Here is a 14,037-nt window from a genome sequence, read left to right on the forward strand (position 1 = left end):
CCATGAAATACTTCTCGCTCGTCTGGGCGCAGCTGTTTCGCAGCAAGACCCGCACCGCGCTGACCCTGCTGTCGGTGGTGGCGGCATTCCTGCTGTTCGGCATGCTCGATTCGGTCCGCGTGGCGTTCAGCTCCGGTGGCAGCGTCGATGGGGCCAACCGGCTGGTGGTGGCCTCGCGCCTGTCCATCACCCAGTCGCTGCCGGTCAGCCTGCAGTCGCAGATCCGCAACGTGGCCGGGGTGCGCGATGTGACCTATGCGATGTGGTTCGGCGGCATCTATCGCGATCCAAAGGACTTCTTCCCCAACTTCTCGGTCGCGCCGAACTTCTTCGACGTCTACACCAACTACGAATTACCGGCGAACCAGCGCAAGGCCTTCGCCGACAACCAGACCGGCGCGATCGTCGGTGAGAGCCTGGCCAGGAAATTCGGCTGGAAGGTCGGCGACACCATTCCGCTGCAGGCCACCATCTTCCCGCGCGGCGGCAGCAATGACTGGCCGCTGCAGGTCTCCGGGATCTTTCGCTCCAGGGACCGCGCCGCGGCGGCCAACGAGGAAAACCAGCTGATGATGCACTGGAAGTACTTCGATGAGTCCAACGACTACATCAAGAGCCAGGTCAGCTGGTTCACCGTCAAGCTGGCCAACCCGGACAACGCCTCGCGCGTGGCCAATGCGATCGACGCGCTGTCGGCCAACTCCGACCACGAAACCAAGTCGCAGACCGAATCGGCGTTCCAGCAGGCCTTCGTCAAGCAGTTCGCCGATATCGGCCTGATCGTCACCGCGATCATGGGCGCGGTGTTCTTCACCCTGCTGCTGCTTACCGGCAACACCATGGCCCAGGCGGTGCGCGAGCGCATCCCGGAACTGGCCACGCTCAAGACGCTGGGCTTCCAGGACCGGACCGTGCTGATGCTGGTGATGATCGAATCGGTGCTGCTGATCGTGCTGGGCGGCCTGATCGGCATGGGCCTGGCCTCGGCGGTCATGCCGATCCTGGGCAAGGCCAGCGGCGGCATGTTGCCCGGCGGCGGCGTGCCGGCGCAGACCTGGCTGATCGGGCTGGGCCTGATGGTGGTGATCGGCGTGGTGGTCGGCGTGCTGCCGGCGCTGCGCGCGCGGCGCCTGAAGATCGTCGATGCACTGGCCGGACGCTAAGGGGAGGCCCTGATGAAAACCAGACTCTGGAACCTGTTGAGCACCGTGCTGCTGATCGCGGCGCTGGGCGCGTGGATCGCCCTGCCCTGGCAAGGCGTGCTGGCCGTGGCGGTGGTGCTGGCACTGTGGCTGGTGCTGACCCGCAGCGGCCGGCTGGCGCTGGCGGCCGCGCGCATCGGCATCGCCAGCCTGCCGCAGCGCTGGGGCGCCTCGTCGGTGATCATCGTCGGCATCGCCGGGGTGGTCGGCGTGCTGGTGGCGATGCTGGCGATGGGCGAAGGCTTCAAGGCCGCCCTCAACGGCACCGGCGATGACAGCACCGCGCTGGTGCTGCGCGGCGGCTCGCAGGCCGAGACCAACTCGGTCATCACCCGCAACCAGGTGCCGCTGGTCAGCACCCTGCCCGGCGTGGCCAGGGGCGCGGACGGCAAGCCGCTGATCTCGGCCGAGCTGTCGCAGGTGGTCAACCTGCCTTCGATGGCCGACGGCACCGACACCAATGTGCAGTTCCGCGGCATCGGCGACGCCGGCTGGGCGGTGCATCCGTCGGTGAAGATCGTCCAAGGCCGCCCGTTCAGGCCCGGCCTGCGCGAAGTGGTGGTCGGCAAGGGCGCGCAGGGCCAGTTCCGCGGGCTCAAGCTCGGCAATACGCTGGATCTGGGCAAGCAGCAGTGGACAGTGGTGGGCACCTTCGCCTCCGGGGATGCGCATGAGTCGGAGCTGTGGACCGACGTGGAGACCCTGGCCAGCACCTACAACCGGCGCGCCTTCCAGTCGCTGACCGTGCGCACCGATGGCACGGCCGGCTTCGCCCGGTTCAAGGCCGCCATGGCCGAAAACCCGCAGCTCAAGCTGGACGTGGAAACCACCCGCGCCTACTACGCCAAGCAGTCCGGCCAGCTGGCCACCATCATCCGGATCCTGGGCACGGTGATCGGCGCGATCATGGCGGTGGGCGCGGTCTTCGGCGCGCTCAACACCATGTACGCCGCGGTGGCCACCCGCGCCCGCGAGATCGCCACCATGCGCGCGATCGGCTTTGGCGGCCTGCCGGTGGTGGTGGCGGTGATGCTGGAAACCATGCTGCTGGCGCTGCTGGGCGGGGTGCTGGGCGGGCTGATCGCCTGGGCGGTGTTCAACAACTACGCCGTGTCCACGCTGGGCGCCAACTTCAGCCAGGTGGTGTTCCAGTTCAGGGTCTCGCCGGAACTGCTGTGGAGCGGCCTGAAGTGGGCGCTGGGGATCGGCCTGGTCGGCGGCCTGTTCCCGGCCCTGCGCGCCGCGCGCCTGCCGATCACCGTGGCCCTGCGCGAGGTGTAAGGCCTGCGCCGCCGCTGGGCGAAAGGCGCCTTGGGTCCTTCCGCCCATCGGCGCTGTCATCGCGTTGTCATGCTGGTGCGATAGCACCGCCAGGCGCGCCCGCGCTAGGCTGCGCGGCCGCATCATTTCGTCCCAACGCCGATGTCCCGCCTGTTCCTGCTGGTCTGCGTGTGCTGCCTGCTGCTGGTCGCCTGCATTCCCCCCACCTCCACATCGCTGAGCACCCGACTGGTCGCGCCTGGTGGCGTCTCGCCGCTGCTGGACAGCGCGCATGTGGAATCGTTGATGGCGCGCCTGCCCGCGCGCAGCGGCCGGCTGCCCGGCGAGGGCGGCGTGCCGATCTTCTGGCAGGCGCTGGATCCGGGCGATTACCAGCTGGACTACCGCTACACCGGCGACCCGGACGGCACGGCGCTGCAGCAGGTGGCCTTCGATGTGACCTTCACCAGGCCCACGGCGACCGCGGCGCCGCGCGGCACGGTCGTGCTGCTGCACGGCTGGATGATGGACGGCGATTCGCTGATGCCCTGGGCGCTGCGGCTGGCCCAGGCCGGCTACCGCACCATCAGCCTGGACCTGCGCAACCACGGGCGTTCGGGCAGCGGCCGGTCCGGCTACGGCACGCGCGAAGGCCAGGACGTGGCGCAGGTGGTGGGCGAACTGCGCGCCCGCGGCGAGATCGCCGGGCCGCTGTACCTGTTCGGCGTGTCCTATGGCGCGGCCACGGCGATCTTCGCCGCGCACGAGCTGGGCCAGCAGGTCGCCGGGGTGGTGGCGATGGAGTCCTTCGACAACGCCGGCCGCGCCATCCGCGACATGGTCCCGCACATGCTCTCAAGCCCGCCGGACACCTGGAAGAGCGCGGCCGCGACCCTGATCGCGCAGGCCACCTATGGCCGCCAGAACCTGGACGCGGTGATCGCCGCGGCCGACGCGCAGCTGGGGCTCAACCTGGACCAGGTCGACGTGGCTGCAGCCCTGCGCACCACCCCGGCGTGCGTGCTGCTGGTCCATGGCAGCAACGATCGCCATATCCCGGTCGCGCATGGCCGCATGCTGGCCGCGGCCGCACCGCGCGATGCCTACCTGGAAGTGCCCGGCGAAACCCACCTGAGCCTGCCGATGCGGCTGGAGCGGCTGGGGCCGAGCGTGGAGCAGTGGTTCGCCGAAACCGCCACAGCCGGTGCCACCTGCCCGGCCGCGCGCGCGCTGACGCCGCAGCCGCACGCGCCGCTGGTCGCCGCCGCGCGTTAGCGGCTCAGATTGGCGGGTCGATCCAGCCGCGGCGCGCGGCATCGGCCAGGTCCGCCGGGGTATCCAGGTCCAATGCCAGCTCGGGCGCCTGCACCCGCCCGACCTGCGCGGGCGGCAGGGCGTTGAGCAGCTCGCGCAGGCCCGCATCGCCCTGCGGCCGGGCCGTGAGCAGCTGCGCGATCGCCACCACCGCCGGCACCCCCAGGCGCGTGCCGTGCACGCTGCCCGCACACCCGGAAGCAGCGCCGTCGGCGGCGTGCAGCAACGCCTCCAGGTGCGCGCGCTGCAGCGCCGGCTGGTCGCAGGCCAGCAGCAGGCAGCGGCTGGCTCCGGCGGCGTCCACGGCCAGCGCCTGGCTCGCGGCGCGCACGCTGGAACCCAGGCCCTGGCGCCAGTGGCCATTGAGCACCACCTGCACGTCGTCGGCGCGGCCAGCGGCGGCGATCTGGTCTGCGTGGGCGCCGACCACCAGCAGCAGGCGCGCAGGCGCGGTCTGGCGCGCCAGGCGCAGCGCGCGCTGCACCAGGGTTTCGCCGTCGCGCTCGATCAGTTGCTTGGGTCGTCCGCCCAGTCGACGGCTGCCGCCGGCGGCCAGGACCACGGCCACGTGGCCGCTCACCCCGTGCGCCCGTGGCGCCAGGCCTGCAATTGCGCGGCGATGCTCAGGGCGATGGCCTGTTCGCCACGGCCGCCCAGGTCCAGGCCGACTGGCGAATGCAGCCGCTTGCCCAGAGCATCGACGGCCGCCGGCGGCAGCAGGCGGAACAGGTCCTCACGCCGCCGATGCGGACCGAGCAGGCCGATGAAGGGGATGTCGGTGGCCGCCAGCGCTTCCAGCGCCTCACGGTCCAGTTCGAAATTGTGGTGCATGACCAGCGCCGCATCGGCGTCGGCCAGGGCCGGCAGCATCGCCGCGGTGGCCGGCGCGGTGGCCTGCCAGTGGTCGGCCGGCAACGGGCGTTGGGGCGAAGGCGACCAGCGCGGGCGACGCTCCACCAGGGTGGTCATCCAGCCGCCATCGCGCAGCAGCGGCAACAGGTGTGCCAGCTCGGGACCGGCGCCGAACAGCACCACCTTCGGCGGCGCCTTGAACAGCAGGGTGATGGTGGGCGGCAGGCCGGCAGGCGCAGCGGTGGCCGGCAGCTTCCACTGCCGATCGCCCAGGGCCAGCGCCAGCGCGCCCTGGCCCAGGCGCTGCAAGGTCAGGGTCAGGTCCACACCGCTTCGCCACGCACGCACCGCCTGGTCCCAGCCGGGCAGCCGCGCGAGCGGCAGCAGCGCCAGGACCAGTCGCCCCCGGCAGCCCACGGCCGAACCAGACAGCAGATCCTCGTCGTCGCGGGTGTCCACCTCCATCCAGTCCAGCTGGCCGGCACGCGCGGCGGCCAGGGCCCGCACTTCGATCTCCGGCTCCAGGCAACCGCCGCTGAGCCAGCCGACCTGGGCATCGGGCCCGTCGAACAGCGCCATCGCGCCGCTGCGCACGTAGGTCGAGCCCTCGGTCTGGACCACCAGCGCCAGGGCGGCGTGGGCGTGGACCGCGCCCGCGCTGGCGTCCATGACACCGCGATGGACCTCGGCCTGCGCCAGCGTGGGGGCCAGATCGTCTTGCATGGGCCGATGATGCCTGGCGCCGCTTCAGAAGCTCGTGACGCCCAGGTGCCGGGCGCTGATCTGCAGCGCCAGCAACCGCCGGCACACCGGCAACGGGTCCCACGCCACGAGCACGCCGACCGTGGCCGCCGTGCCGCGTCGACCCGGCATCGAGGCCACCCTGTTCACCTGGTCCGCAACCGCGCCAGGTTGATCACCACCACGCCGGCCAGGATCAGCGCCATCGCACCCAGGTCTTGGACCGTGAAGCGCTCGTGTGCCAGCCAGGCGCCCAGCGCCACGGCGATGACCGGATTGACGTAGGCATAGCTGGCGGCCAGCGCCGGGCGCACGTGCTGCAGCAGCCATACATAGGCGGTGAACGCGACGACCGAACCGAACATCGCGAGGTAGGCCACCGCCAGCACGCCCTCCCACCGCGGCCAGGCGTTGATGCGCTCGCCATGCAGCATGCCGGCGACCACCAGCAGCACGCCGCCGCAGAGCATCTGCGCCGCGGCGGCCATGAACGGCGAAGGCAGGTCGCGGCCACGCGACCACACCGAGCCGAATGCCCAGGCCAGCGGCGACAGCAGCAGGTACAGCAGTCCCATCGGGCTGCCGGTCAGGGTGCCGCCGGCATTGAGCCAGACCACGCCGGCAAAGCCCAGCACGATGCCAAGCCATTCCCCGTGCGTGGCGCGCTGCCCGCGCAGCATGCCGAACAGGCCCATCCACACCGGCATCGAGGCCACCGCCACCGCGGCCAGGCCGGAGGACACCGTGGTTTCGGCCAGCACCACCAGACCGTTGCCCAACCCCAGCAGCAACGCCCCCATCACCGCCAGCGTCTTCCACTGCGCGCGCGTGGGCGCGGCCACGCCCTTCAGCCGCAGCACCGCGAACATCACCGCGCCGGCCACCACGAAGCGCAGGCCCGAGATCACCAGCAGCGGCGGCATGCCGTGATCCAGGGCGATGCGGATACCCAGATAGGTCGAGCCCCACACCACGTACACCGCCAGCAACGCGGTCAGGACCGCCAGGGCTTTGGGCGAAGACGGAGTGGGCGTGGACGAGGCCATGGAGCCAGACACCTGCACAAAAGGCCGCACAGTCTAGGCGAGCACCGCCGCGCGCGGATGGAAACCGGCGCTGCAGCTTCTGACCGTTCCACGTCCGTGGCCGGTCTGCGCCATGCAAAAAAAGACGGACGCCTGCAGGGCGCCCGTTCGGATCATCCGGGCCGAGCCCTCATCAGTCGGCCCAGCTGCTGGGCGTGGTCGACTCGGGCAGCACCTGGGCCGAGAGCGTCTTGTCCTGGCTCAAGACAGTGATCGCATCGCCCAGGATCGCGGCCGATTCGCGCAGCAGCGGATCGGGACGCTTTTCGGCCAGCTTCTCGCGCGCGACGTCCTTGATGATGTCGCGCTCGCTGGCACCCAGTCCGTCGTCGGACAGGTCGGCGGCCAGCGGGTCCAGCGGCAGGCCCAGGCGCTTGCGCTCCTCCTGGCGCTGCTTGCGCAGGGTCTCCTGCCGGTCACGTTCAGCGCGGCGCTCGGCCTCGTTGAGCGAGACGTACTTCTTGGCCGCCTCGGCGCGGAAGTAGGCCACATCCTCCAACCACCACAGGAATTCCTTGTCGGTCCTGGCCCGCGTCTCGTGCAGCGCTTCCAGCCTGGGCAGCAGCGGGGCGAAGTTGCCGTACTGGGTGTGCGGGACCCCGGCGATCCTGGTCCACGGCAGCGCGTTGGGATAGGTGGCCTCGCCATACTCGGTGGCATCGATGCTGGCGGGGTAGGCGATGTCCGGCACCACGCCCTTGTGCTGGGTACTGCCACCGGCCACACGGAAGAACTGGGCGATGGTCAGCTTGAGCTGACCGAAGCGCCGCCTGCCTTCGTTGGCCGGCCAGCGGTCCAGGTCCACCAGGTTCTGCACGGTGCCCTTGCCGAAGCTGGTCTCGCCAATCACCAAGCCACGGCCATAGTCTTGGATGGCACCGGCGAAGATCTCCGAGGCCGAGGCCGACCCACGGTTGATCAGCACCGCCAGGGGGCCATCCCAGGACACCCCCTGGGCGGTGTCACCGCTGACCGAGACCCGGCCGCCGGACTCGCGCACCTGCACCACCGGGCCCTGGTCGATGAACAGGCCGGTCAGGTCGACCGCCTCGTCCAGCGAACCGCCGCCATTGGCGCGCAGGTCCATCACCACGCCATCGATGTTCTGGGTCTTGAATCCGTCCAGCAGGCGACGCACGTCGCGTGTGGCCGAGGTGTAGTCGTTGGGATTGCGGCGGCGGCCTTCAAAATCCTGGTAGAACGTCGGCAGCTTGATCACGCCAATCCTGCGCTCGGGTTCGCGACCGCTGGCCGGCAAGGTCATGATCTCGCTCTTGGCGGCCTGCTCGGCCAGCTTCACCTGGTCGCGCACGATGGTCACGGTGCTGGGCGGGCCATCCACGCCGGCTTCCGGCGGAATGAATTCAAGCCGCACCCGCGTGCCTTTCTTGCCGCGGATCAGGTCGACCACATCGTCGGTACGCCAGCCGATCACGTCGGTGAAGGCGCCATCGCCCTGGGCCACGCCCACGATGCGCGCCCCGGGCTGCAGCTTTCCGGACAGGTCGGCCGGGCCGCCGGGCACGATCTCGCGGATCACCACCGTGTCGTCCTGACGCTGCAGGACCGCACCGATGCCTTCCAGCGACAGCGACATCTGCTGGTTGAACTGCTCGGCGGTCTTGGGGGTGAAGTAATCGGTGTGTGGATCCACCGCCGAGGTGTAGGCGTTGAGGAAAGTCTGGAAGACGTCCTCGCTGTCCAGCTCCTCCACGCTGCGCTCCAGATTGGCGTAGCGCTTGTCCAGGGTCTGGACGATCGCCTCGGGCTTCTTGCCGGCCATCTTCAGGCGCAGCCAGTCGTTCATCACCGACTTGCGCCACAGGTCATCGAGCTCGGCGCCGTCCTTGGCCCACGGCGCCTGCTCGCGATCGTATTCCCAGCGCTCATCGGTGGTGAAGTCGAAATGGTTGCCCTTCACCAGCCTGCGGGCATGGGCCACGCGCTCGCCGACGCGCTTGCGGTAGACCGAGAAAATGTCGTACGCCGGAGTCAGCTGGCCGCTCTTGATCGCCTCGTCCAGCTGCGTGGACAGGGGCATGAAGCCTTCGATGTCCTGGGCGGTGAAGAACTGCTTGCTCGGATCCAGCGCATCCAGGTAGTGCTTGTAGACGTCCTGCGAAAGCGCGTCGTCCAGCTTGCGTGGGCGGTAGGCGTACCGGCTGTCAGACAGCAGTCCGTAGACCAGTTTGGAGGTCGTGGACTGGTCGGTGGTCGGTCCCCTCGGCACCACGCTCGAGTCCGCAGCCGTGGCCGGCTTGTCGCCGTCGGGCCGCGCGAGCAGCGCGACGGGGGCCAGCAAGGCCAGGGCCAAAAGGAGGTAGGAGCGCTTGGCTTTCATTGGATGGGCTCGCGGCCGGCAGGGCCGCCTAAGGCGTGTGGAGGGGGGTGTTGGCGAGGCACATGGACCGCATCACAGTGTCGAAAGTTGCGCAGGCTGTCATGTGCATTTCAGCCTAGCGGCGCGCCGGTATCGCAATGTGAACGCGGGACCCGGATACAACGACGCCGCCGGGCCTTCGGCCAGACGGCGCGTGAACGGATCGATGCGCGCCAAGCGTGCTCAGCCGGCAACACCGGCCTGGAGCGCCTGACGATCGGCATGGTAGGACGAGCGCACCATCGGGCCGGAGGCGACATGGCTGAAGCCCAGGGCCAGGCCGTAGCGCTCCAGCTCGGCAAATTCCTCCGGGGTCCAGTAGCGCAGCACCGGATGGTGGTGCGCGGTGGGCTGCAGGTACTGGCCGATGGTGACCATGTCCACATCATGCGCACGCAGATCGCGCAGCGTGCCCTGCACCTGCTCCAGGGTCTCGCCCAGGCCGAGCATGATCCCGGACTTGGTCGGCAGGGCCGGATGCTGGGCCTTGAACTTCTGCAGCAGGGTCAGCGACCACTGGTAGTCGGCGCCCGGACGGACGTTTGGATACAGGTCCGGCACGGTCTCGATGTTGTGGTTGAACACGTCTGGCGGGCTGGTCGCCAGGATCTCCAGCGCGCGGTCCATGCGGCCCTTGCCGCGGAAGTCCGGGGTCAGGATTTCCACCCGGGTGCCGGGCGAATGGCTGCGGATGGCGCTGATGCAATCGGCGAAATGCTGGGCGCCGCCGTCGCGCAGGTCGTCGCGGTCCACGCTGGTCACCACCACGTATTTCAGGCCCATCTCGGCCACGGTGGTGGCCAGGCTCAGCGGCTCGCCAGGCTCGGGCGGCTTGGGCCGGCCATGGGCCACGTCACAGAACGAGCAGCGCCGCGTGCACACCTCGCCCAGGATCATGAAGGTCGCCGTGCCGTGGCCGAAGCATTCGTGGATGTTCGGGCAGCTGGCTTCCTCGCATACCGTGACCAGGCGGTTCTCGCGCAGCTTGGCCTTGAGGTTGGCCACCGCGTTGCCGGACGGAATGCGCACCCGGATCCAGGACGGCTTGCGCAACACGGGCGCCTTGGCGAACTGGACCGGGGAACGAGCAATCTTGTCATTGCCCAGCTGCTTGGCACCGGGCTGCGGCGCAGAGCTCACGACTTGGATCTGGATGGCGCGGGAATCAGGCATGGTCCCATTCTACCGCCTGCCCGGCACCTGCTGCGTGCCTGGCCAGGGAAGACAAAAAAGGCCGCCGGTGAACAGGCGGCCTTGGTTGCAGCGGTGGGACGCTCAGTACTGCACGGCACGCGCCGCGTTCACCCGACCGGCGCCGTAGGCATCGTCGTTGCCCGGCTTGCCCAGGTCGTCGGCGGAGGCACGCAGGATGCGCTCCACCTCGCTCGGGGCCAGGGAGCCGCCGTGCTTGCCGATGATCAGCGCGGCCACGCCGGACACGTGCGGCGCGGCCATGCTGGTACCTGCCGACCAGCCATAGCTGGCGATACCGGAGGTTGAGCTGATCACCATGTCGAACACCCAGCACGGGCGGGTGATGCCCTTCAGCGTGCAGTTCTCCTCGCCCGGGTAGTCGAAATTTCCGCCCGGCGCGGCGAAGTCGATCGCCGACTGCCCATAATTGCTGTAGCTGGCAAGGATGTCGAAATCCGGGTTGGCCGGATCCTTCAGCCAGCCCACCGGGCCAAGCGCACTGACCGCGAGCACCCCCGGCAGCTGCGCCGGGAACGCGCGCAGGTTGTCGGTGGTGCAGACCCCGTCGGTATCGCAGACCTTGCCGCTGTCGTGGTCCAGGTCGCGGCCGTCGTTGCCGGCCGAGGCCACCACGGTGACGTCCTTGGCATAGGCATAGCGGGTGGCGCGGGCGGTGGCGTTGATCAGTTCGGCCACCTCCTTGCCGCCCACCGGCAGCCCACCGCCCACGCCCAGGCTCATGTTGATGACATCGGCGCCGGCGTCGGCCGCGTAGACGATGCCCTGGATGATGCCGCCGAAGCTGCCGCTGCCGCTGGCCGCGCTGAGCACCTTGACCGCGATCAGCTTGGCTTCCGGGGCCACGCCAATGGTGCCGATGCCGTTGTCGGCGGCCAGCACGGTGCCCGAGGTGTGGGTGCCATGGCTGCTGCCGGAGGTGTTGCAGTAGGCCTCGCCGGGGACGAAGGAGGCTGACAGTGGCGCCAGCAGGTTGGGGGTGATGTCCAGGTGCTGGCAATAGATGCCCGAGTCCAGCACCGCCACGGTGGCGCCGGCCCCTCGGTACCCGGCATTCCAGGCGCCGGCCGCGTCGATGGCCGCATGGCCCCATTGCAGGTCGAAGAAGGCGTCGTCATCGCCGGAATAGGGAGGATTGGCGTAGTCGGCGTCGAGTTCCTCGCGGCCACCCTCCAGATCGAACTGGATCACCACATCCGGCACTGCCGAACGCACCCCGCTGAGCCTGGAGGCGCGGCTGCCGAAATCGGCGTCGGCCTCGACGATGGCCACCCCGATCTGCGGCAGGCGCGCGGTGATGGTGGCGCCGGCCGCCTGGAGCCTGTGCTCGAACTTGCTGTCGAAGGTCTTGCTCTTTGCGGTCACCACGTAACTCGTCGCGTGCGCAGTGGCGGCGGTTGCCAGGGACATGGCCACGGCGATGGCCAGGGAAATCTTCTGCATGACGGGGGATCTCATGAAGGATGACGGGATAAATATGGGCTGAACATCACACTCGGCGAGCCTATTCCACCGTCACCGTCGTCGCAAGCGCTGTCCGCAACCGCGTCACGCGACAGGCCAGGGCTCCCACCCCCAGACACTAAAAAGCCCGTAACGGCTTGCGCCAGTTACGGGCCCTGCTCCCTCCCCCACGTCGGGATGCAGGGCGATCTTGCGCCTGCTTTTTCGGCTTTGCACGCTGCACTGCAAAAAGCCGCGCTGGCAAGCCGGACAGGCCTCACTCCAGATACGGCGGCTGGGCCTGGTACCAGCGCTTGGCGCCCAGCAGGTGGAACTGATGCTCGCCCTGGCGCAATTCCACCGCCGCGCCCAGCACACCCCAACGGGCATACAGGTCACCTTGGGCCTTGTCATCGCCACGCAACCGGAAGCGCCCGACCAGGTCGAAGCGGTCGTTGCTGGCGTCGATGTCTTCCACTACCAGGTCCTTGCGCTGCCAGCGCACCCGGGCCGAGGCCTGCACGGTGCCCACGTCCACCAGCTTGACCATCCACTGCGGGTAGTCGCTGTCCTGGGAAAACAGGTCCAGCAGAAAACCCACGTCCTTCATCCGGGTGCTGACCCGGCCGTCCACCGCCAGGCGCTGGTCGGTCACGTCCAGCTGCGCGCGCGGCAGGCTTGCCCGGGCCCACCAGCCGCTGCCGGCATTGCCGGGCTGGGCAAAACTGACATTGCTCAGCGCCAGCTTGCTGCCACCGATGTGAAAGCGCTGGCGCTGCAGGTCGGCGCGCTGCAGTTTCAGGTCGATGTCCACATCGCTGCGCAGGGCCAGGCTCGCAGCATGCACCTGCGCCCCGCGGCCGGCGATGCGCACCCGGCCATTGCCCGCGTTGCCTGCCGCGTCCAGCGCAAGTTGCCCGGACAACGTGCCGGCGCCGCCGTCGAAGCGCAGATGATCGTTGGGCAGGAAGCGGTTGTAGGCGCGCAGGTCCGGCACCTGGGCGTCGGTGAACTCGGCCTGGGCCTGCAGCGACATCCGGGCCTTGGCCAGGTCCGGGTCGGTCCTGGTGTACAGGCGCAGGTCGTTGCCGCGGATGTAGGGACGCTTGAGATCGTCCAGTGCGGCCACGCTGTATTGGCTCAGGGCCACGTCCACCCGCGAACGTGCGCGCCCGGCCTTGTCCGCTTCCAGCTGGGCGTGGGCCCTGCCGCTGCCGGTCACGCGCTGGCCCAGGACATCGGCCCGGGCCTGCACCCGCGGCACAGCCAGGCGACTGCCCGGTTGCAGCACGCCGTGGTCCAGGGTGATGTCGCCCTCCACCCGGCCGGACCCGTCCAGGGTCAGCCAGGGCACATGCACGAACAGCGCCGTGACCCATTTCAGCGACGAGAACTGCCACTGCCCAGCCACCCGGCCTGAGGTGCGGGGCAACAGCGAGCGCATGTTCTTCAACGGGATCCCGGTGCCGTCTGCGTGCACGTCGGCGCTCAGCGCCAGCACCCCCCCGACCTGGGCCGGCATGTCCGCCTTCAGATGCAGATCCTGGTCGACCGCGAGCTGCGCGGCCAGCGTGCTGCGGTGGAGCTGGCCACCGCGATCGGTGATGGTCACCGGCATCCGCCACGACAGCGCGCCGCCGGACTTCAGTGCCGCGCGCTCCATCGCCAGCGTGCCCTGCACATGCCCCTGGCCGGGCTGCAGGTGCAGCTGCAGCTCGCCAGAATCATCCTGGCGTGCCGACAGCGCGGGCGTGTCACCGTCAACGGTAACGCCGATGCGCATGTAGCGCAGTTTCTCCACGCCCCTGGCCTGGGCATAGGTGACCGGCGTCATCGCAAACCGCGCGTCCAGCGCCGCATCCTGCAAAAAAGCGGTGTCACCCTGGGCCAGGCGCGCCGCATCGAAGTGGGCGGTCGATTCCAGCAGTTCCGCCGGTCCGCCGCGCAGGCGCTTGCTGAAGCCGACCCTGGCCTTGCCCTGCCCGGTCAGCACCAGCCTGTTGAAACGTCCCCCACGCACGCTGTCGCTGGTGATCGAAGGGAAGTTCAGCAGCCAGGCGCCGGGGCGCTGTGGCGGTGGCGGAATCTCATCGGCAACCCGTTCAACGCTGCCTGTGACATCGGTGGCACGCACGCGCGGCACATAGAGCTGCTTGCCCAGCACCCCGAACACCGAAATGTGTCCGCTGGTGCGCCTGGACTGCAGCGACCACACCGTGCGTCCGACGTGGCCGCGCATCGACACATCCCACAGCACCACTTCGCCCGGCCACCAGGTCAACCCGCGCCCCCATTGCATGGTGAACTTCTCGGGCTTGCGGTTGATGCTCCACGGCCCCAGGGCGGTGTTGAGGTACACATTGCCCAGCGCCAGGTAGCCCAGGTAGCAGGCCAGCAACGTCCAGGCGGTACGGCGCAGCCAACGACGATGTCGCGGCGACAGGCGCGCGGGTCGGGCCGGTTGCGAAGTGGCGTCCTCCATCCGCACCAGCATGCCCGATCGGGGTGATCAGGGCGTGTGACCGAGACCTGACCGGGACCTGACCTG

At 69.3% G+C, this 14,037-nt stretch carries 11 protein-coding genes; 3 read left to right on the forward strand and 8 right to left on the reverse strand.

All coding sequences use genetic code 11. From position 1 onward, the window contains the following. Nucleotides 1–2: 2 nt before the first annotated feature. From D9R12_RS03090 to D9R12_RS03100, 3 genes are all read left to right on the forward strand, one after another. On the forward strand, nt 3–1,163 hold the full coding sequence (locus D9R12_RS03090) for an ABC transporter permease (protein WP_122227911.1): 1,161 nt from the start codon (nt 3–5) through the stop codon (nt 1,161–1,163). Nucleotides 1,164–1,175: 12 nt separating this feature from the next. After that, nucleotides 1,176–2,483, forward strand: coding sequence for an ABC transporter permease (locus D9R12_RS03095; RefSeq protein ID WP_122227914.1), 1,308 nt, complete (start codon nt 1,176–1,178; stop codon nt 2,481–2,483). 141 nt (nt 2,484–2,624) lie between these two features. After that, entirely contained in the window at nt 2,625–3,737 is a 1,113-nt protein-coding gene (locus tag D9R12_RS03100) for an alpha/beta hydrolase (protein WP_122227917.1), read from the forward strand. Between the two features lie 4 nt (nt 3,738–3,741). Here the strand turns inward: D9R12_RS03100 and D9R12_RS03105 are convergent, their stop codons facing one another. From D9R12_RS03105 to D9R12_RS03135, 8 genes are all read right to left on the reverse strand, one after another. Further along, nucleotides 3,742–4,356, reverse strand: coding sequence for a nucleotidyltransferase family protein (locus D9R12_RS03105; RefSeq protein WP_244919621.1), 615 nt, complete (start codon nt 4,354–4,356; stop codon nt 3,742–3,744). After that, nucleotides 4,353–5,351, reverse strand: a complete 999-nt coding sequence (locus tag D9R12_RS03110) for an XdhC family protein (protein WP_122227923.1) — start codon at nt 5,349–5,351, stop codon at nt 4,353–4,355. Before D9R12_RS03110 ends, D9R12_RS03105 begins: the two co-directional genes overlap by 4 nt. A gap of 24 nt (nt 5,352–5,375) precedes the next feature. Further along, nucleotides 5,376–5,501: a hypothetical protein gene (locus D9R12_RS16110; protein WP_280518423.1), complete on the reverse strand. Its 126-nt coding sequence runs from the start codon at nt 5,499–5,501 to the stop codon at nt 5,376–5,378. Between the two features lie 14 nt (nt 5,502–5,515). Beyond that, nucleotides 5,516–6,415, reverse strand: coding sequence for a drug/metabolite exporter YedA (gene yedA / locus D9R12_RS03115; protein WP_122227926.1), 900 nt, complete (start codon nt 6,413–6,415; stop codon nt 5,516–5,518). A gap of 172 nt (nt 6,416–6,587) precedes the next feature. After that, on the reverse strand, nt 6,588–8,795 hold the full coding sequence (locus D9R12_RS03120) for a carboxy terminal-processing peptidase (protein ID WP_122227929.1): 2,208 nt from the start codon (nt 8,793–8,795) through the stop codon (nt 6,588–6,590). A 222-nt stretch (nt 8,796–9,017) separates the two neighbouring features. Then, a complete protein-coding gene (gene lipA / locus D9R12_RS03125) occupies nt 9,018–10,007 on the reverse strand; it encodes a lipoyl synthase (RefSeq protein ID WP_014161635.1) in 990 nt (329 codons plus the stop codon). Between the two features lie 102 nt (nt 10,008–10,109). Next, nucleotides 10,110–11,489, reverse strand: a complete 1,380-nt coding sequence (locus tag D9R12_RS03130) for a S8 family peptidase (protein WP_014161636.1) — start codon at nt 11,487–11,489, stop codon at nt 10,110–10,112. Nucleotides 11,490–11,766: 277 nt separating this feature from the next. Next, entirely contained in the window at nt 11,767–13,983 is a 2,217-nt protein-coding gene (locus D9R12_RS03135; protein WP_122227932.1) for a hypothetical protein, read from the reverse strand. Between the last annotated feature and the right edge of the window lie 54 nt (nt 13,984–14,037).

It is taken from the genome of Pseudoxanthomonas spadix (assembly GCF_003703395.1).
GTDB classification, from domain to species: domain Bacteria; phylum Pseudomonadota; class Gammaproteobacteria; order Xanthomonadales; family Xanthomonadaceae; genus Pseudoxanthomonas_A; species Pseudoxanthomonas_A spadix.